This is a genomic window from Saccharibacillus qingshengii, from assembly GCF_013185195.1.
GTDB classification, from domain to species: domain Bacteria; phylum Bacillota; class Bacilli; order Paenibacillales; family Paenibacillaceae; genus Saccharibacillus; species Saccharibacillus qingshengii.
On sequence record NZ_JAAZWC010000008.1, the window covers coordinates 1 to 18,901 of the forward strand.

Consider the following 18,901-nt stretch of genomic DNA (forward strand, 5'->3'; position numbering starts at 1 on the left):
TAATGAGGATTCACCTCGGTTTGAAAAAGTTTTTAATCGTCTTTGGGAGTTGCACATAACGTTCCTGTATTCACGACTCGACGTATGTCGAGTGTCCGGCACATGCCGGACCAAGAGCGAATGCTCGCAGCGTGAATATTATGTTATGTGTTGCTTCTGTCTTCTTGCGTTACCTTCAAAGGTCTTCTCATCACCGGGTATACTTCGTTTCCGAATCTGCTTCGCTTGCTTTACTCTCGCCGGGCGTGCTTCGTTTCCGAGTCTGCTTCGTCTGCTTTGCTCATGCCGGGCACGCTTCGTTTTCGAATCCGCTTCGTCTGCTTTGCTCACGCCGGGCGCGCTTCGACTCCGAATCCGCTTCGTCTGCTTTGCTCACGCCGGGCGCGCTTCGATTCCGAATCCGCTTCGTCGATCTGATCAGACCTTCAGCAATTATCAGCTTCTAAATCGATCTTAAATCCGCCCTTCAGAAGTTACACATAACGACTTATTCCCGAACTTCGCCAACGCTCATCTACACAGATATTCCCGTACTTCCTACAACCAACATCCCCTACCGTATTCCCGAACCATTCCAATCCCCCAAGCTCAATCGCTCGCTCCCCCATTTTATCATCGATCTGGAAGAAGGTATACACATTCCCATATCAAAAAAAGGCCTTTAGATGGATACCCATCTAAAGACCTTAATCCTTCCGCTCCTACCCATCTTGCCCAAACGACCTATCTATCCTTCACACCGAACCCTTACTTCCCCTGCTTCGCAATCTGCTCGGCCAGCTCGTTCAGGTAAGCCCAGCGTTCCATCAGTCCTTCAAGCTCGGTTTCCGCGGCGGCGTGCTGCTGCATCAATTCCTGCAGCTTCGCCGAGTCGCTGGCGGAGCGGTCCATTTGGACCGCCAGGTCGGCGATCTTCTGCTCGGCGGCTTCGATCGAAGCGTCGATGCCGTCGTATTCGCGCTGTTCGCTGTAAGTAAACTTGACCTTCTTCCCCCCCGAAGCGGCAGCCGGTTCTGCGGAGGCTGCCGGAGCGGCAGTCGCCGGCGCTTTGACGGCGCTCATATCGGCGGAGGTGGCGAGGCCGCCTTTGCCGCCTGCGGACATGCCGTCCTGCAGCGAACTGCCGCCGGTACGCTCCATGTATTCGCTGTAATTGCCGGCGTGGATCGCGACTTTGCCGCCGCCTTCGAAGGCGAACAGTTTGTCGCAGACCCGATCCAGGAAGTAGCGATCGTGAGAGACGGTAATCATGACGCCGGGGAAATCGTCGAGATAATCTTCGAGTACCGTCAGCGTCTGGATGTCCAGGTCATTGGTCGGCTCGTCCAGCAGCAGGACGTTCGGCGCGGTGATCAGAATACGCAGCAGGTACAGACGGCGGCGTTCGCCGCCGGACAGTTTGCCGATCGGCGTCCATTGGGCAGTCGGCGTGAACAGGAAACGTTCCAGCATCTGCGACGCGGTTACGGTGCCTTCGTCCGTCTTGACGGTCTCGGCCGCTTCTTTGATGTAATCGATCGCCCGCATGCTTGGATCCATCTCGGCCGGTTCCTGGCGGAAGTAGCCGATCCGTACGGTCGAACCTTGGTCGATCTGGCCGCTGTCCGGCTCCAGATCTCCCGCGATCAGGTTCAGCAGGGTCGACTTGCCGCGTCCGTTCGGACCGACGATGCCGATCCGGTCGCCGGGCACGGTCATATAATGCAGATCGTCGATCAGCAGGCGTCCGGCCAGCGTTTTGCTGATATGGTCGATCTCCAGCACTTTGCGCCCCAGACGCGTGGACATGCTCGCCATCTCCAGATTGTCACTCTTCTGCTGCGGCTTGTCGTCCTGCAGCTGCTCGAAGCGGTCGATCCGCGCTTTCTGCTTGGTCGAACGGGCTTTGGCGCCGCGGCGAATCCAGGCCAGCTCTTTGCGCAGCAGGTTGCGGCGCTTGTCTTCGGTCGCGGATTCGCGTTCTTCGCGTTCCGATTTGAGTTCCAGAAAACGCGAATAGTTTGCCGTATACCGGTGCATTTTGCCGTAATCCAGTTCCAGCATCACGTCGGCGACCCGATCCAGGAAGTAGCGATCGTGGGTCACCATAAGCAGGGCGCCGCGGCGCTTTTTGAGATAGGTCTCGAGCCATGCTACCGATTCGGAGTCGATATGGTTGGTCGGCTCGTCGAGGATCAGCAGTTCGGACGGCTGAACAAGCGCTGCCGCGAGTGCGACACGTTTGCGTTGACCGCCCGAGAGCGTCCCCATTTTGGCGTCAAAAATATCGAGTCCCAGCTTCGACAGTACGCTTTTGGCTTCGCTCTCGAGGCTCCAGGCGTTCAGACGATCCAATTCTTGTCCCGTATCCATCAGCAGCTGCTGGAATTTCTCGGAATTGGGGTCCGTGTCGAACAGCAAAGTCGCTTCGCTGTAAGCACGCGCCGCCGCCAGTTCTTCGCCTTCGCCGTGCAGCAGCTGCTGCAGAACGGTCAGTTCCGGATCAAAATCCGGATTCTGGGCGAGATAACGGACGCGGACGCCGCCGCTTTTGACAACCTGGCCGGAATCCGGCTGTTCGAGTCCTGCGATAATCTTGAGAAACGTCGATTTGCCGGTGCCGTTGACGCCGACCAATCCGATCTTATCCTGATCTTCCATTCCGAACGAAGCTTCGTCGAACAGCACCTTTTCTCCGTAACTTTTCGATACTTGTTCAACGGTCATGATATTCATTGCCGGTTGTTCCCCTTTCGTCGATCCCATTGCTTGTCTTTATCCAAAAAACGAACTCCCGCAGCCCGCGGAAGTCCGGACGTCATTTCAACTTAATTCCGCTTCACTGCCCCGCATGAACAGCCGAACGGTCTGCTCGACCCGCTGCTGCAGTTCTTCGCGCGTGAATTCGCCTTCGAACAGAATGTCCATTTTGAGGCGATCCAGCATCCCGATAAACGCTTTGGCATAGAAGTCCGGATCGGGCATGCCCGCTTCTTCCAGCACTTCCTTGACCGCCGCCATATACCGGGTCAGAAAACCGTGCATCAAACGCATCAATTCAGGATCGTTATTGGGTGCATGAAAAAACAGCTTGCCGTGCGATTTACGCTCATAATAGTATTCCAGGTGATGTTCGGCGACCTGCTGGAGCTTGGGCATCAGGCCATCCGCCTGCTTGATCCGGAACTGCAGATCGCGCAGAAACTTCTCCCAGTCCCGTTTGGTCACGGCGATAAACAGCTCTTCTTTGCTTTTGAAATACAGATACATGGTGCCTTTGGCGATTCCGGCATGTTCGGTGATATCCGAGATTTTGGTTTCATAGAATCCTTTTTGACCAAAAATCTCAAACGCCGAATCCAGAATCACCTCGTGTTTCTCACGCTGCGCTCCACTCATCCGAACCACCTCCCCGCCAGAATCATCACGGCAAGCGCAAGCGCTCCGCCGGCCGCCGAAGACAGCAGGTTCACCGCATCGTTATTCATCAGCGGCCAACCGCGGTAGCGAACCGTGGACGTTCCGCAGTGGGTACGGCTCTCCACACTTTTGCCGCAGGACGGGCAGCGGTACATGACCTGCACGGTTGCGCCCAGATACGAATCGACAAAAGCGCCGAACGTACCCGCAATCGCTCCCGCCGGAATCCAGGCCCACAGCGGCCAGTCCGGACCGTTGTCCATCCAGAGCAGCAGCACCGCTCCGGCTGTGCCGATCATGCCCGCGCCGACGACCGCCGCCAAGCTGCCCCGCAGCGATACGCCGCCCGACGTGCCCGCCGGAAGCGGCTTGCCCGTCACGATCGAACGCGGCGGCCTGCGGCTGAGACTGCCCCATTCCGTCGCCCACGTATCGGCCGTTACCGTCGCCATCACGCCGACGAACAGACCGAACCAGACCGGCGAAGGCCAGATATAATTAGCCAGACACAGCAGCATGCCGATGCCGCCGTTGGCGAGCACCTGCACCGCGTCGCGCCGGCCCGATTTTTCGTACATCTGCTCCGCTTGACGCTTCTCCGCCTGTTTGACTTTGGACAGGACGCTTGAAGTGACGAAGAAGAGCAGCAGCAGTCCGAACCAGAACAGGTCGCCCGCTCCATAATATACCGTACCCATAATAAGGGCCGCGATCGCCCCGGAAGCCGACAGGGAACGCTTGGCATAAGCCGCCCCCGCTACCAGACAGGCGCCGGCCGCTCCGATGATCCAATCCACTTGATGATACGCCTCCCCGAGGCAGGCAGCATCCGTCTAGTACCTTGACCGATAATGATGTTAGGTTACGCCCCTCGAAAACCCGCTTGAACCCTGCGTGTTTCCGATGAACGCAAACCTTAGATTTAATTCGGTCAAGGTACGAGTACCCTTTCAACTCTTAATCATGGGTTTACGTTTTCCTGAAATGCACACGCTTTAGGTGCGATTCCGTCGGAGACTTCGTACACGCTTCAAGTACGAAATCTCAGGGGAGCGTAAACCTACCTTTAGTGTTGACAAGGGATTATCCGACGGTGCAGCCGCCCCATTTTTCTTCATTCCAATACAATTCCAGCACGTCGCCGGGCACGGTCGGTCCGACGCCTTCAGGAGTGCCGGTATAGATCAGGTCTCCTTCTCCGAGACCGTAATGCTCGCCGATATAATCGATCAGGGTCTGCAGATCGAAGATCATGTTGCGGATACTGCCCCGCTGCACGGTCTCACCGTTCTTGCGCAGCGAGAACCAGGCTTCTTCCAGCGTCCCCATTTCCGGGAATTCGATCTCGCCGGTCAGCGGAGCGGAATTGCGGAAGCCTTTGGCGGCTGTCCACGGATGGCCTTTGGCTTTGATCTTGGACTGCACATCGCGCAGCGTAAAGTCGATACCGAGCGCGATCGAAGCCGCAATCTCTTCGACCCGGATGCCCGGCGTATAGGCGCGGCCGATCCGCAGCACCAGTTCCGCCTCGTAATGAATCTCGCCGCGATCCTGCGGCAGTTCGACCACTTCGTCGTCCATCGCGCAGACGGCATGGGACGGCTTGAGGAAGATCATCGGTTCGGTCGGTACGTCGTTGCCCAGCTCTTCAGCATGCTTCTTGTAGTTGCGTCCTACACAATATACGTTCGTTACAGCGATCATGGACAAGGCCCACCTTCTCGTTAGTATAGTCGAGCGGAACGTTTCTTCATAATCCCAGCCAGCGGCGCCGGGTATTCGGCCTATTCAGAAGCGGCAGCCTGCGCGCCAGCAGCCAGCGGTCGGGCCGGTTGGTGCAGAGCATCAGCTCCGGATGCATGGAAGCCAATTCGCGCATGCGTCGGATCCGGTCTACGGTCCAGACCATCATCTTGATCCCGCTCTCCAGAGTGGAACGGACAAAGACCGGATCTACCCTGCCGTGCTTGATCGACAGCAGCGTACAGCCGTATTCGTCCAGCCGCCGATCCAGATCCGCCGAACGCGTGTCGACGATCAGTCCACGCGGGATATGAGGGGCGTTCTGCCGCGCCTCGATCAGCGCGCCCGGTTCGAACGAGGTGAAGTATACCTGCTCTTCCATCTCGCACCGCCTGACCGCTTCTACCGCAGCCGAAGCCAGTCCGGCATAGGTTTGTTTGTTCGTCTTGAGTTCGATATTGACGCGGAGGCGGCCCCGGACTTCTTCCAGCACTTCGTCGAGTGTCGGAATCCGCTCTCCGGTGAAGGCTCTCGCTTTCCACCTTCCGGCATCGAGACGCTTCAGTTCGCTTAATGTATGTTCCCGGACCGTTCCGCTGCCGTTCGTTGTGCGGCCGAGCGTAAAGTCGTGAATTACGACCGGTACGCCGTCGCGCGACAGCTGAACGTCGATCTCGATCCCCTGCACTTCGGGAATCTTCATCGCCAGCCGGATTGCGGCCAGCGTATTTTCGGGGGCTATTCCCGAGAATCCCCGATGGGCCACGCAAGGATTGTCCAACATCATGTCATCTCCCAATCCGAACAGACGTTATTTCTGCGCACGGACTTGTCCGTCTTCGCCGATCCGGACGCCCGGAGACAATTCGTCGATCCGCCGCAGCAGCTTTTGGGCGTCTGCTTTTTTCATGGGAACGGGCTGTCCGAGCTCGGCCCAGTAAGGAACCAGTTTAAGCGAACAGTCCCCGTTCTTCTTGCACTCCGCCTGGAAGACGCCGGTCTCCCAGGTCTTGGCATTGCCCGAGCGGGTAAAGATAAAGTTGCCCGTGCCGTAAGCGATCCACTTGCCTTTGTACTGCTCGAAGCCCTGCAGCACATGCGCATGGCCCCCGATAATCAGGTCGGCTCCGGCATCGATCATCCGGTGGGCCAGCACGGTCTGGTTGGAGTCGGGCTTGTCGACCCGCTCTTTGCCCCAGTGCACGACGGCCACCACCACATCGGCCTTCCGTTTGGCCGCTTCCACGGCTCGCGCCGCGGCTTCCGGATCGTAAGCGCTGGCTGCGCCGGCATGTCCGGCCCCGGCCGCCCAATCGCTCTCGGGCAGCACGCGGCTGACCCCGACGATCGCAATCTTGATGCCTTTGCGCTCGACAATAACCGGAGCGTAAGCGGCCGAAGCGTCTCTGCCCGCCCCCACATGGGCAATGCCTTTGTTGTCCAGGTTGGCGATCGTATCGAGCAGACCGCGGATTCCCTGGTCAAGCGTATGATTGTTCGCCAGATTGACGACATCGACGCCCGCGTTCTTGAGCGGGCCCAGTGCCTTCGGCGGGGATTTGAAAACAAAGCTTTTGTCGGCGCTTTTGGTGGTCAATGCCGTAACCGGCGTTTCAAGGTTAATAACCGTCAAATCGTCGTTCTTAAACCGGTCGCGTACGTAAACGTACGGATAATCGTAGCCTTTTTTCTCCAGCAGGGATTGCACTTTGCCCGAGAAGATTACATCTCCGGCGAAGTTCAAGCTGACGGACTTGCTTCCGCCTGACATCGGCTCCGCGACCGCTGCGGCGAGTCCGCCGGCGGCCGGAGCCGCCGCGCCTACTGCCGACCCGGCGGTCAGTTCCGGATTCGAAGAGGCCGAATCCGCGGCTTGTTCCCGTGCATAGAGCAGCGTCCCACCCGACAGGATCAGGATCAACAGCGTCAAATTGACAACGAGCAGTCCCCGGCGCCTGTGCTTGCGGGCGGCACGGGCCCGGGTCGTTCTTGAAGGGACAGGAACAGTCAAGATGCAAAATCTCCTTCCGCTCATTCGGTCCGCGGACTTGCTGCGGCCGTTCTTGGGAAAACTATTGTTCATTATAGCAGGTTATCCGGCAGAAGGAGAAGCCGGGAACACAAAATCGGCAGGCACAGCAAAAAGCCGCTCCCGTATCTTGCGATCACGGGAACGGCTGAAGCGGCTGCGAAGAAGAATAAGGTCCGTTTACACGGCGGAGACAGCTGCGGCCGGAGCCGCCGCTGCCGCAAGTTCCGCGGAGATCGCTTTGGCCTGGCGGATACAGTCCGGCAGACCCACGCCGTCGTAACCGGCGCCGGCGATATATACGCCCGGCAGCCGCTCCGCCAACTGCTCGCGCAGTCCTTCGATCTGGCGCAGGTGGCCGACCGGATACTGCGGCATGGACTGGTTCAGCCGGGTCACTTCCGTGAACAGCGGCTGCGCGTCGATCCCCATCAGATCAAGGATGTCTTGTCGCACCAGCTCCACGAGTCCGGCGTCATCCTGCTTGAGCGCTTCCTGCTCGCCGGCACGTCCGACGTAGCAGCGCATAAGCACTTTGTCGTCCGCGCTTGTGTGCAGCCATTTGGTCGACGTCCAGGTGCAGGCCGTGATGTTCCGTCCTTCTTTGCGCGGCACGAGGAAGCCGGAACCGTCGAAGGTCGTCCGGATGTCTTTTTTATCAAAAGCCAGTACGACGTTCGCAACCGATACATAGTTGATCGCGTCGAGAGCGGCCGTATCCACATGCGGCGAGAGCAGCCTGGACGCGGCGAACGTCGGCGTCGTGACGATGATCGAATCCGCTTCAAGTGTACCGCCGTCTTCGAGCGTCAGCGTATAGCCGCCTTCCGGAAGCTTGGCGATCGACGCCGCGCCCGTGTTGGCGCGCAGATCGACCGTGCCCGACAGCTCGTTGACGAGTGCGTGCACGAGGCTTTGCAGCCCCTGGCGGAACGTCAGGAACATGCTTTTTTTGGTGCCGGTATGCGTCTCGACAGGCTTGCGGCCGGTGGTCATGCCCCGGATCAGGCTGCCGTGTTCGCGCTCGACCGTGCCGAACTGCGGGAACGTCGACTTGAGGCTGAGATGCCGCGTGTCGCCCGCATAGATGCCCGCCAGCAGAGGTTCCGTGACGTTCTCCAGCACTTCATGCCCGAGCCGGCGCTCGATGAAGTCGCCGAGCGACTCGTCTTCCTCGCTGCGCCGGGCCGGCATGACGTAATCCATCAGGGCGCGCAGCTTGCCGGCCGGCGATACGAGCTTGCTGGCCAGAAAAGGCTTGATCTGGGTCGGGATGCCGAGCACGAGGCCCGGAGGCATCGCGTGCAGTTTGCCTTTGTGAAGCAGATAGGTCTTCTTGGCTTCCGGGTTGGTCGTCACCAGATCATGATCGATCTCGAGTTCTTTGGCCAGGTCGACCATCGCCGTCTTGCGGGCCAGGAACGAATCCGGGCCTTTTTCGATGACGAAGCCGTCCTTGTGCAGCGTCTCGATCTTGCCGCCCCACGTATTCCCTTTTTCAAGCACGGTCACGACCGGTTCGAAGCCCGCGTCCCGCAGCAAATTCCGGGTGTAGAAAGCGGCGCTGAGCCCGGTCAGGCCTCCACCGATAATGACGACTTTACGCTGTTCAGCCATGAACAAGCGCCTCCTTGCGGCATTCGGCCAACACGCATTCGGCCAGAGTCTCCATATACAGCGGGTCCGTGTTGAGCGAATCGATCCGCATCACGCGCACGTCCAGTTCTTCGGCGACTTCCTGGGCTTCGATGTCCAGGTCGTACAGCACTTCCAGATGGTCCGACACGAAGCCGAGCGGCGATACGAGCATGTAGCGCACGTCGCGTTCGGACAGGTCTTTCATCGTCTCCAGCACGTCCGGGCCGAGCCAAGGCTCCGCCGTCCGTCCGGCGCTCTGCCAGGTGAACTGCCAGTTCGTCACGCCGGCCGCGGCCGCGACGGCTTCCGACGTCTCCAGCAGCTGGTCGCGGTACGGATCTCCCATCGTCAAGATACGTTCCGGCAGGCTGTGCGCGCTGAACAGCACTTTGACTTCGTCCCGCTTGGCGCCGATCTCTTCGAACAGATCAAGCTTGGCGGATACGCGCTGCGAGAACGCTTCGATCAGCTTCGGATGCAGATGGTAGCTCTCGATAAAGCTCATCTGCACGCCGACTTCTTCCGCCGTCGCTTTGGCGCGCTTAATGTAGGTGCCGACGCTCATGGTCGAATAATGCGGCGCCAGTACGATGCCGACCGCTTCCTTAATGCCGTCCGCCGCCATGTTCCGCACGCCGTCTTCGATAAACGGATCGGTATGCTTCAAGCCCTGGTAGCAGACGAATTCCGCATCCGGCAGATTGAACTTGTTCAATTCTTCCTGCATGCGTTCCACCTGGCGATCCGTGTTTTCGCGCAGCGGGAATACCCCGCCCACGATCGCCTCGTAGCGGTCTTTCAGTTCTTTGAGCTGTTCCGGCGCGGGCGGATTGCCCCGGCGGATATGCGTATAGTAGGCTTCGACGTCGTCCAGGCTCTTCGGCGTGCCGTAAGACAAGACGAGTACTCCGATTTTCTTCTTCATGTTCGTGTCTCCCTTCGCGATCTCGTTCTTGCGTTCAAAGCTTCGTTGTCAACGCATCAACCAAACGGCGGGCGCGATCCGTTCAGCTCCGGGCGCTTCGGACAGCCAGAGCTTCCGCGGAGTAATCATGCACATAACCGGTCAGCTCGCGCAGCTTCTCCAGCGAAGCTTCAGGGAACAGACCGTGCCCCAGATTGAAAATAAAACCGGGTTCCTGCACGCCTTCGTCGATAATTCGGGCGGCGCGCTCATGAATGAGCTCCTGCGGTCCGGTCAGGATGAACGGATCGAGGTTGCCCTGCACCGCGAAGCCCGCGCCGAGCCGTCTGCGGCCTTCCGCGATCGAGACTCTCCAATCCAGTCCGATCACGTTCGCTTTCAGTCCGCGCAGCGTCGGCAGCAGTTCGCCCGAGCTGACGCCCGGGAAGTAAATCTTCGGTACGTCCGCAAGTTCCGGCATCGCCGACAATTCGTCGAAGATGCGCGTGATCGTCGGCAGGACGTAATGCGTGAAATCCTGCGGCGACAAAGCGCCCACCCAGCTGTCGAACAGCTGGAACGCTTTCCCTCCGTTTAATACGTGCGCGCGCAGATAAGCGATCACCATGTCTCCCAATTTGTCCATCAGGGAGAACCAGAGCTGGGGTTCGCTGTACATCATCGTTTTCGTGCGGATGTAATTTTTCGACGGGCGTCCTTCGATCAGGTAGCTGGCAATCGTAAACGGAGCCCCGGCGAACGTAATCAGCGGCACGTCCAGCTCGCGGTTCAGGATGCGGATCGTTTCCAGGACGTGGCCGAGATCGCCTTCCACGTCGATCGGACGCAGACGCTCCACATCGGCCGCGCTGCGAATCGGATTGTCGATCACCGGACCGACATCCTTGACGATATCGAAGTCGATGCCGATCGAAGCGACCGGATTCATGATGTCCGAGTACAGGATCGCCGCGTCCACACCCAGCTTGCGCACCGGCATCAGTGTGACTTCGGCCGCAAGTTCCGGCTGCCGGCAGATTTCGAGCAGCGAATAGTTTTCCTTGATCTTGCGATATTCCGGATCGTATCTGCCGGCCTGTCTCATATACCACACAGGCAGACGGTCTACCTCCCGGCCGTAACAGGCCCGGATAAAACGATCGTTATAAGTCATGTCGATGGGGTCCTCCAATACCGGATAATCGCTCTTCGCAAAAGCATTCAATTTTAATTATGCGCCTTTAAGACATTTCTCTCAAGGCGAGTTTGCGTCGATTCGTTGACGATTTCGTACCTATTTAATTATCCACCCCAACCGGACGTTTGGAAACGGGTTCGGCGGCTTTATCATCCAACGTTCACGCTTTCTTCACCATTGCGACCGAAAATCCGTCATAGGCGGGCAGCAGCGTTCCGATCAGTCTCGGATCTTCCGCGATGCGGCGGTTGAATTCGCGCACTCGGAGAATCGCGGGACCGTTGCGCTCCGGATTGAGCGTGCGGCCGCGCAGCAGCAGGTTGTCGGCTACGATAATCGCGCCCGGACGCGCCATTTCAAGCGCCATGTCGAGGTAGTTGACGTAATTCAGTTTGTCCGCGTCGATGAAAAAGAAATCGTAGGTCTCTCCGTCTTCGCGCAGCTTCTTCAGACTGTCCATCGCCGGGCCGACCAGATAACGGGTCCGCCCGCCGAAACCGGCTTCCTCCAAATGGCCGGCGGCCATCTTCGCGTACTCGGCTTTCAATTCGAGCGAGGTCAATGTGCCGTCTTCCGCCATGCCGCGGGCCATGCAGACTCCGCTGTATCCGCCCAGCGCCCCGATCTCCAGAATGCGTTTGGCACCGGACAGCGTCACCAGCAGCGTCAGCATCTTCCCGTAACCGGCCGCTACCGACACGTCGGGCATCCGCGCATCGTGGATCGCCTGCTTGATTTTGAGCAGAAGCTCGTCTTCGTTCGCCAAACTTTCCATATAAGCCTCGGCCGCTTCGGCGTTCATATGCGGGTCGTTCATTTTTTCCACTCTCCATTTTCCCTTAAGCTTTGTGGGTATCCGTTATTGTAACGGGAACCTTGTTCCCCTATACTAGATTGAGCATTGAGCGCGCGAATGCCCCGGATACGCGTATCCGCGTCCGGCCGCATCGCTGGCGTCCTCCGACTTCCCATCTAACGATTGTACGATTTTCCTGCAGGCTGCACAAGCACGGAACCGATGATTCTTGCCCGGAACCGGCTGACCGAAGCCTCTTATCTTTATTATTAAACGGAGCTGAATTCATGAGAATCCCAGAAACTTTAACCTTGATCGCCACCTGCCCGATGGGCATCGAAGCGGTCGTCGCACGCGAACTGAAAGACCTCGGCTACGCCGACGCGCGTACGGAGAACGGCCGCGTCACCTTTACCGGCACACCCGCCGACATCTGCCGCACCAACCTGTGGCTGCGCACGGCCGACCGGGTCCTGATCAAAATGGCCGAGTTCCCCGCGCTGACTTTCGAAGATCTGTTCCAGGGCGTCAAAGCCGTCGATTGGGCGGGCTTCATTCCCGAATACGGCGAATTCCCGGTCAACGGGCGTTCGTACAAATCGCAGCTGTCCAGCGTGCCCGCCTGTCAATCCGTCACCAAAAAAGCCGTCGTCGAAAAAATGAAAGAATCGTACGGCACCGAATGGTTCGACGAAGACGGCCCGCTGTACACGCTCGAAGTCTCGCTGCTCAGCGACGTGGCGACGATTACGCTCGACACGACCGGCCCTTCGCTTCATAAGAGAGGCTACCGCAAGACGACCGTCGAAGCGCCGCTCAAGGAAACGATGGCCGCCGCGCTGATCCTGCTCAGCCGCTGGGGTCCGCACCGTCCGTTCTACGATCCGTTCTGCGGTTCCGGCACCCTGCCGATCGAAGCCGCGCTGATCGCCTGGAATATCGCGCCGGGACTGCGCCGCAGCTTCCCGTCCGAACGCTGGGACTTCGTACCCGAAGAGATGTGGGCGCAGGCGCGCGAAGAAGCGTTCGACGCCGTGCGCGACGATATCCCGCTGAACATCGGCGGCAGCGACATCGATCCGGAAGCGATCGAGATCGCCCGGGCTTCCGCCAAGCGCGCCGGACTCGGCAGCGAGATTACGTTTACCGCGCAGCCGGTCGCCCGCTTCAAAGCCGAAGGCAAATACGGCTGCGTCATCACCAACCCGCCTTACGGCGAACGGCTGAGCGAAGAAGACGAAGTCGAGAAAATGATCCGACAGCTCGGACGCGCCGCGCTCGATCTGCAGGACTGGTCGTTCTTCGCGATCACGCCGACGGAAAACTTCGAACAGAATTTCGGCAAAAAAGCCGACAAACGCCGCAAGCTGTACAACGGACGCATCGAGTGCCAGTTCCTGCAGTTCCTGGGACCGCTGCCTCCGCGCCGTTAAGAGCAAGGAGGTCTTTCATTGCGCCTACCGAATATCCGAGACATTCGGAACAAGCCCGGCTTTAAGCCGGGCTTTCTCTATATCTCCGCCGCCTATATCCTGTTCGTCCTGCTGATGCTCGGCAAGCTTCGCCTGCTGCACGGCAATCTGCAGCTGCCCTATATCGACATGAACGGGACCGACACGCTGATCGCGGCGGGCAGCCTGCTTGCTTTGTCGTTCTGGGTATTCTGGCTGCCGCCCGGCGGACGTCTGCTTGCCCTGGCCCTGCTCGACCTGCTGCTGACGGCGCTGATCTTCTCGGACCTCGTCTACTTCCGCTACTTCGGCGACTTCCTGACCGTTCCGGTGCTGCTCCAGGCCGGGCAGGTCGAATCGCTGGGCGGCAGTATCGCCGAGCTGCTGTGCTGGCAGGATCTGTGGCTGTTTGCCGATTGGCCGTTTCTGCTGGCGGCCGCGCTGTGGGCTTGGTCGGGCCGGCGCCGTAAACGGCGGAATTTCTCCGGCGCCTCTGCCGCTGTCGGAGCCGGCACGCAGACGCGTTCGCGCCGCAGCGTACGGCTTCTGCAGCGCTTCGCCGCCGGCCTGCTGGTGCTTGTTATCGGTTTTTCCGCCGCCTTTTTCCCGATTCGCCATGCTTCCCAAACTTGGGCCAAGAATCTGCTGGAGAACAACTGGTGGAACATGTCGCTGTACAACGTAACGGGTCTGTTCGCTTTTCACGGGATCGACGCTTACCGGTACGCACAGACAGCTATCGGCAAAGGCCAGGATCTGCCCGCCGAACGCCTGGACGAAATCCGCGAATGGTATGCCGCCAGCCGGCAGCAGCGCTCGCATTCGGGCGAACTTTTCGGCAAATATGCGGGCAGCAGCGTCGTCACCGTACAGGGCGAAGCGTTTATGAACTTTTTTGTCGGCAAAAAAATAAACGGGCAGCCGATCACGCCCAATCTGGATGCGCTCCGGAGCGACAGTCTGTACTTCGACAATTTCTATCATCAGACGGGTCAGGGACGCACCTCCGATGCCGATCTGGCCGCCAACTTCTCCCTGCATCCGCTGCCTTCGGGTTCGGTGTTTATCCGCTATGCGGACAACGCGTTCGATACGATGCCGTCGATCCTCAAGGAGCACGGCTACACGGCCAACGTCTACCACGCCTACGACGGCAGTTTCTGGAACCGCAACCGCATGTACAAGGAGATGGGCTACGACCGTTTTTATACGGAAAAAGATTATCGGATCGACGAGCCGCTCGGCTGGTCGCTGGGCGACCGTTCTTTCCTGAACCAGTCGGTCGGCTTTATGGAAGATACGCCGCAGCCTTTCTACTCGTTCCTGATCGGATTGTCCAGCCATCATCCGTACAATCTGGCGCTTCAGGAAGAAGAAAAGCTCGATGTCGGCGAATATGCGGGCACAACGTTCGGCGACTATCTCCAGTCCGTGCATTATGTGGATTCCGCCTTGGGCGATATGGTGAACCGAATGAAGGAGGACGGACTCTGGGACGACACGATCTTTGTCTTCTACGGCGACCACGATTATTCGCTGGACGACCGTGAAGCGGCGGGCCGACTGCTCGGCCGCGAGCTGTCCGAATTCGATTATGAACAGCTGATGGCACAGGTTCCGCTGCTGGTCCATCTGCCGGACGGCGCGCTGGCCGGTACGTACGACCAGCCGGGCGGGCAGCTCGATCTGATGCCGACGCTGCTCCCGCTGCTCGGGATCGACGCCGGAGACTATTTCCTGATGGGCAACGATCTGCTTGACCGCCGCGCCGACGGGAACCGCCTGGTCGTGCTGCGCAGCGGCGCCTTTACCGACGGGGAGATCTATTACACCCCTTCCGCGGACGGCGTATTCGAGAACGGAATCTGCTACGACTTGAAGAAGCGGCAGCGAACGGATGTCGAGCGGGCGCGTTCCGGTTTCGAGGAAGCTTCGAAGCGGCTGTCCATCTCCGATGACGTGATCTCCCGCGATCTGATTCCGGAGTTGAAAAGTGACCGGGAAGCCGGCCGTTAAGCGGACAGACGGCGCTTTCGGCGGCCTGCCGGATTCCGTTCATCCCTTTTAACCTCTATAGCAAAAGCCCCGAAGTCCGTCTGAACGGATTTCGGGGCTTTGCTGTAGGATCGGCGGACCAAGCGGCGCCAAGCGCCGAATCGGTCAGGCTTTTTTGATAAAAGGAGCCACTTTCGCCAGGACTTCGTCTTCTGTCGGAGCGCTCACGTAGCGTCCGTTGATAAAGACGAACGCCCGCTTGCCGCAGGGACCGCAGTACGACTTGCAGCCGACTTTGATCTCGGCGTCGGGCGCCATTTTTTTCAGCTTCGGCACGATCGTTTTCATGCGTACATGCTGGCATTTATCGCAAACGCGAATATCGTTGGCCATGATTGTTCCCTTCTTCTATGGCAGACCCTAGTGGTCGCCGTGGTTGCCCATGGCGGGATTCGTAATCACGAACCCTTCTTCCTGGGCGCTGTACAGATAGTCGATCTTGATTCCGTCGAGCATCGGTTCGCTGGCGTCTACCAGCACGTCGATATCCTTGTCCGTCGAGACGCGTTCGTCGCCGTCTTTTTGCTTGTCGAGATCCATGCCGTAGTGGGCATGGTCGCCGTGGGAATGCGTGACGAAAACGCGGATGTTCATATCCTTGTTCTCTTCCTTGTTCAGTTCTTCCAGCAGTTTCTTCGCGGCGTTGCGCGTGATTTTGACTTTCATGACAGACTCCTTCCGCCTGCGGCCGCAGCCGAGGCTTGCAATAGAATAAGGCCGATCCGGCAGCTTGGCATCAGAACGATGCGACCTGCCAGATGGCTTTGGTTCTTGCGATATACTCGGCGAGCCACTTTTGCGCGATTTTCTCGAACATATCGGATTCGCCGCTGTGCAGGAACCGATGTACGGGAATGGCGTCTCCGGTTTCCAGCTGTCCTTTTTCATACAAAAGGGTACTGACTTCGCGGGCCGTCTCTTCGGCCGAACTGATCAGGCTGACGGACGGTCCCATGACCCGCTGGATCGTATCCGCGAGAAAAGGATAATGCGTACAGCCCAGAATCAGGCAGTCCAGCGGCAGGGCACGCAGGGGCAGCAGCTCGTTCTTGACGATCTCGTAAGTGGCGCGGCCGCTGAAATGTCCTTGTTCGACCAGCGGCACAAACGGCGGACAAGCGCGGCTCACCACATTGACGAACGGCGAAATCTGCTTCAGCGCCTGGGCGTAAGCTCCGCTGTCTATCGTTCCCTTGGTCCCGATTACCCCGATAATGCCGCTGCTCGCTTTGCTGATGGCCGCGCGCGCTCCCGGATGAATCACGCCCACGACCGGAATATCGACTTTGGCCGTAATCGTCTCCAGCGCCGCGGCCGTAGCCGTATTGCAGGCAATGACGATCATCTTGGGATTGAACGTCATCAAATAATCGACGATCTGCTCCGTAAATGCGCGAACTTCCTGGAGATCCCGCGGGCCGTAAGGCGTACGCGCCGTATCCCCGAAATAGACGATCTGCTCTCTCGGCAGCTGACGCATGACCTCTCTGGCCACGGTCAGACCGCCGACTCCCGAATCCATTATCGCAATAGCTTGCTGCACGAGTACACGCTTCCTTCATATCGTTTTCCCGGGCATCCGGACTCTATGCAGCGGTGCTGCATGGTTCGGACCGGGGTTGAAATTAAGTCTAATCCCTATCATAGCGAAGGGTTGTTGCGGCCGCAAGCGGCTTTTTGGGAAGCGGCCGGATATCTAGGCCTGCCGTCCGTCGTTTCCGTTCGAAGCGCCGGCTTCTTCCCGTTCTTCCGAATTCCGGCTGCCCGGGGGAGACGCTTTCTGCTCCTGTATCCGGTATTCGCGTTCGGAACGGAACTCGGTCCCGTCTTCTTCGCGCAGCCGGTAACCCGAGCCCTCGTCTTCATCTTCCTCTTCTGGTTCAAAACCGACCGGATCTTCGGTCTGCGTCCCCGCGTAATACGGGTGCCCCGGATTCAGATCGACGACGATCCGCTCGGGTGCCAACACGGATGGCTGCTGTTCGCACAGCCAGCGCAGTCCCGCTCCGCCGAGCAGCTGGCCGTCTTCCACTTCGCCGCCGCTGCCGTACAGATAGTAGGAAGCGCCGTAGATCATCGGAATGACCCGGTCGGGCGTCAGTCCCACGACCCGGCATTGAATATCCGGGATCCCGAGCGAACTCAGGCCCAGCGTATCGACCAGCACTTCGTCTTGGCGCTGCATCTGGTACACCCGTACGTTAAGCGCCCCATACAGCGGTTCGGTCGGATAGGCCGTGAGGAACGCGCCCGCGTCGACCAGCTGCCCGCTGGGCTGCCAGTACACGGCGTCGCAGCCTGTCGTCTCGATGACGCTTGCAAGTACGGCCTGGAACATCTCCATCCGCCGGACAAACGGCAGCATGGCGGCATACCAGTCGCACAGCGTAACCGCGTAGCGGTATTCTCCCAGCCGCTCCGCTCCGCCTTCCCATTTCCAGCTCTGCTGGAGCACGCTGTCCCAATTCAGTTCTTCGCGGATCGGCCGCGGCTGGAACAGCCGGGTCTGGGCCGGAACTTCGGCATCGGTGAAAGCGATAGAATAATCGGGATGGTAAAAAACGGCCGCCAGCTCGAAGTTGTCGCTGCCCGTCGTTTCTTTGCGCTGCAGCGCTTCGTTCTCCACCTGTTCCGTTTCGCGGAACGGTCCCGTATTGATGGCGGTTCTTTTGATGCGGTGATGAATATTATGCAAAATGTTCGAAACATCGAGCTTCGGTTCTTCGCGGAACAGCAGCTCTACCGCGTACACCGGAAGAAACCCCGGTTTCATTCGTTTGCCTTCTCTTGGTTGTCCTGCCGAATCGGCCATAGTCCAGCTTCCTCCTCCGTGTCCTGTCGGGTCTGCATGCTCAATGCGGGCCTTTCTAGGCAAGCTCGCTGAGCAGGTACCGGTTGACCCGGTCCCCAAACCGTTCGAGTGCGGCGGGCAGTTCCATCGTCAGCGGATGCAGCGCCGCCCGATTCCATTCGTAGTAATCCTGTACCAGCGGGCGGCGCAGTCGGACCAGCTGCCGCATCTGCTCGTGCAGCTTGTCGTCGATCACCGATTCCCCGTGGATAATATCGATAATATCTTCATAGCTGCCCGCATCGCGCATGATAAAGCCGTCGATCAGATAGCTTCCGATGTCCGTTACCGCTTCAAGCGCCAGATGCAGAGCCCGTTCCTGGGCAAGTCCCTGCAGCAGGGACCCTTCCCATTCGGCCGCGACCAGGCGCATCGCTTCGATCGTCTGCGGCAGCGACAGCAGCCTTTTCTCGATTTGTTCCCGATTCACGTAATACAATACCGGTTCCCCCCGTGTCTTTCACGCTTACGCCGACTAGACTTCGTAGTCGACCGCCAGCGAGATTTCTTTGACGCCGTTGATGTATTCGATAATCTTCTGGTGGACGGGATGCGTCGTATACGCCTGAAGATCGTCCAGCGTATCGACGGTTGCCGTCAGCGCGATATCGAACGAACGCTCCGAACGCAAAATATCGGTTCCGATTTCCAGCGTTTTGACCTGTTCGATCTTGCCTTCCATGCTGCGCAGCACGTCCGCCGCTTCCGCCACGCTTTCCGGCGAACGGTTTTTCAATTTAAAGAACACGATATGTCTGATCATATTTTCTCATCTCCCGATGCAGTATAGGGCTGTTCAGGCTTCAGAAAAAGCTCACAAAGAAACTATATCATAAG

The 18,901-nt window shown here is 58.7% G+C and carries 18 protein-coding genes; 2 read left to right on the forward strand and 16 right to left on the reverse strand.

Annotated elements, in window-relative coordinates; translation table 11 throughout:
* Window positions 1-747: 747 nt before the first annotated feature.
* The 10 genes from HRQ60_RS08755 to HRQ60_RS08800 form a co-directional block, all read right to left on the reverse strand.
* On the reverse strand, window positions 748-2,715 hold the full coding sequence (locus HRQ60_RS08755; RefSeq protein ID WP_172195432.1) for an ABC-F family ATP-binding cassette domain-containing protein: 1,968 nt from the start codon (window positions 2,713-2,715) through the stop codon (window positions 748-750).
* 87 nt (window positions 2,716-2,802) lie between these two features.
* The gene (locus HRQ60_RS08760; protein WP_172195433.1) at window positions 2,803-3,378 is read right to left on the reverse strand and encodes a TetR/AcrR family transcriptional regulator; all 576 of its coding nucleotides are present in this window, start codon (window positions 3,376-3,378) and stop codon (window positions 2,803-2,805) included.
* Window positions 3,375-4,196, reverse strand: a complete 822-nt coding sequence (locus HRQ60_RS08765; protein ID WP_172195434.1) for a DUF92 domain-containing protein — start codon at window positions 4,194-4,196, stop codon at window positions 3,375-3,377. Before HRQ60_RS08765 ends, HRQ60_RS08760 begins: the two co-directional genes overlap by 4 nt.
* Before the next feature lie 286 nt (window positions 4,197-4,482).
* The gene (locus tag HRQ60_RS08770) at window positions 4,483-5,103 is read right to left on the reverse strand and encodes a fumarylacetoacetate hydrolase family protein (protein ID WP_172195435.1); all 621 of its coding nucleotides are present in this window, start codon (window positions 5,101-5,103) and stop codon (window positions 4,483-4,485) included.
* Between the two features lie 46 nt (window positions 5,104-5,149).
* Window positions 5,150-5,926 (reverse strand): glycerophosphodiester phosphodiesterase, encoded by a 777-nt coding sequence (locus HRQ60_RS08775; protein WP_172195436.1) that lies wholly within the window; start codon window positions 5,924-5,926, stop codon window positions 5,150-5,152.
* Between the two features lie 27 nt (window positions 5,927-5,953).
* Window positions 5,954-7,153, reverse strand: a complete 1,200-nt coding sequence (locus tag HRQ60_RS08780) for a CapA family protein (protein ID WP_246281242.1) — start codon at window positions 7,151-7,153, stop codon at window positions 5,954-5,956.
* A gap of 198 nt (window positions 7,154-7,351) precedes the next feature.
* On the reverse strand, window positions 7,352-8,788 hold the full coding sequence (hemG, locus tag HRQ60_RS08785; RefSeq protein ID WP_172195437.1) for a protoporphyrinogen oxidase: 1,437 nt from the start codon (window positions 8,786-8,788) through the stop codon (window positions 7,352-7,354).
* Entirely contained in the window at window positions 8,781-9,734 is a 954-nt protein-coding gene (gene hemH, locus HRQ60_RS08790) for a ferrochelatase (RefSeq protein WP_172195438.1), read from the reverse strand. Before hemH ends, hemG begins: the two co-directional genes overlap by 8 nt.
* An 82-nt stretch (window positions 9,735-9,816) precedes the next feature.
* Window positions 9,817-10,887 carry a uroporphyrinogen decarboxylase gene (gene hemE, locus HRQ60_RS08795; protein ID WP_172195439.1) on the reverse strand — a complete coding sequence of 357 codons (1,071 nt, stop codon included), beginning with the start codon at window positions 10,885-10,887 and terminating at the stop codon, window positions 9,817-9,819.
* A gap of 184 nt (window positions 10,888-11,071) precedes the next feature.
* Window positions 11,072-11,728, reverse strand: coding sequence for an O-methyltransferase (locus HRQ60_RS08800; RefSeq protein ID WP_246281243.1), 657 nt, complete (start codon window positions 11,726-11,728; stop codon window positions 11,072-11,074).
* Window positions 11,729-11,994: 266 nt separating this feature from the next.
* Between HRQ60_RS08800 and HRQ60_RS08805 the strand changes: the two genes are divergently transcribed.
* A complete protein-coding gene (locus HRQ60_RS08805) occupies window positions 11,995-13,140 on the forward strand; it encodes a THUMP domain-containing class I SAM-dependent RNA methyltransferase (protein ID WP_172195440.1) in 1,146 nt (381 codons plus the stop codon).
* A gap of 18 nt (window positions 13,141-13,158) precedes the next feature.
* Complete coding sequence (locus HRQ60_RS08810) at window positions 13,159-15,174, forward strand: LTA synthase family protein (RefSeq protein ID WP_172195441.1); 2,016 nt, start codon at window positions 13,159-13,161, stop codon at window positions 15,172-15,174.
* A 144-nt stretch (window positions 15,175-15,318) separates the two neighbouring features.
* On the opposite strand, the gene HRQ60_RS08815 is transcribed toward HRQ60_RS08810, so the two are convergent.
* From HRQ60_RS08815 to HRQ60_RS08840, 6 genes are all read right to left on the reverse strand, one after another.
* Window positions 15,319-15,546: a YuzB family protein gene (locus HRQ60_RS08815; protein WP_172195442.1), complete on the reverse strand. Its 228-nt coding sequence runs from the start codon at window positions 15,544-15,546 to the stop codon at window positions 15,319-15,321.
* Between the two features lie 27 nt (window positions 15,547-15,573).
* Window positions 15,574-15,879, reverse strand: coding sequence for a HesB/IscA family protein (locus HRQ60_RS08820; protein ID WP_172195443.1), 306 nt, complete (start codon window positions 15,877-15,879; stop codon window positions 15,574-15,576).
* A gap of 70 nt (window positions 15,880-15,949) precedes the next feature.
* A complete protein-coding gene (racE, locus tag HRQ60_RS08825) occupies window positions 15,950-16,756 on the reverse strand; it encodes a glutamate racemase (protein WP_172195444.1) in 807 nt (268 codons plus the stop codon).
* Window positions 16,757-16,909: 153 nt separating this feature from the next.
* Complete coding sequence (locus tag HRQ60_RS08830) at window positions 16,910-18,025, reverse strand: DUF4261 domain-containing protein (RefSeq protein WP_172195445.1); 1,116 nt, start codon at window positions 18,023-18,025, stop codon at window positions 16,910-16,912.
* Window positions 18,026-18,080: 55 nt separating this feature from the next.
* Window positions 18,081-18,503: a DUF86 domain-containing protein gene (locus HRQ60_RS08835; RefSeq protein ID WP_172195446.1), complete on the reverse strand. Its 423-nt coding sequence runs from the start codon at window positions 18,501-18,503 to the stop codon at window positions 18,081-18,083.
* A 36-nt stretch (window positions 18,504-18,539) separates the two neighbouring features.
* Window positions 18,540-18,827 (reverse strand): Dabb family protein, encoded by a 288-nt coding sequence (locus HRQ60_RS08840; protein WP_172195447.1) that lies wholly within the window; start codon window positions 18,825-18,827, stop codon window positions 18,540-18,542.
* Window positions 18,828-18,901 lie beyond the last annotated feature (74 nt).

Coding starts and splice junctions, on each gene's coding strand:
- HRQ60_RS08840 (WP_172195447.1), bottom strand. CDS start 18,827: ATGATCAGACATATCGTGTTCTTTAAATTGAAAAACCGTTCGCCGGAA.
- HRQ60_RS08830 (WP_172195445.1), bottom strand. CDS start 18,025: ATGGCCGATTCGGCAGGACAACCAAGAGAAGGCAAACGAATGAAACCG.
- HRQ60_RS08800 (WP_246281243.1), bottom strand. CDS start 11,728: ATGAACGACCCGCATATGAACGCCGAAGCGGCCGAGGCTTATATGGAA.
- HRQ60_RS08755 (WP_172195432.1), bottom strand. CDS start 2,715: ATGAATATCATGACCGTTGAACAAGTATCGAAAAGTTACGGAGAAAAG.
- HRQ60_RS08820 (WP_172195443.1), bottom strand. CDS start 15,879: ATGAAAGTCAAAATCACGCGCAACGCCGCGAAGAAACTGCTGGAAGAA.
- HRQ60_RS08775 (WP_172195436.1), bottom strand. CDS start 5,926: ATGTTGGACAATCCTTGCGTGGCCCATCGGGGATTCTCGGGAATAGCC.
- hemE (WP_172195439.1), bottom strand. CDS start 10,887: ATGACTTATAACGATCGTTTTATCCGGGCCTGTTACGGCCGGGAGGTA.
- HRQ60_RS08770 (WP_172195435.1), bottom strand. CDS start 5,103: ATGATCGCTGTAACGAACGTATATTGTGTAGGACGCAACTACAAGAAG.
- hemH (WP_172195438.1), bottom strand. CDS start 9,734: ATGAAGAAGAAAATCGGAGTACTCGTCTTGTCTTACGGCACGCCGAAG.
- hemG (WP_172195437.1), bottom strand. CDS start 8,788: ATGGCTGAACAGCGTAAAGTCGTCATTATCGGTGGAGGCCTGACCGGG.
- HRQ60_RS08760 (WP_172195433.1), bottom strand. CDS start 3,378: ATGAGTGGAGCGCAGCGTGAGAAACACGAGGTGATTCTGGATTCGGCG.
- HRQ60_RS08805 (WP_172195440.1), top strand. CDS start 11,995: ATGAGAATCCCAGAAACTTTAACCTTGATCGCCACCTGCCCGATGGGC.
- HRQ60_RS08815 (WP_172195442.1), bottom strand. CDS start 15,546: ATGGCCAACGATATTCGCGTTTGCGATAAATGCCAGCATGTACGCATG.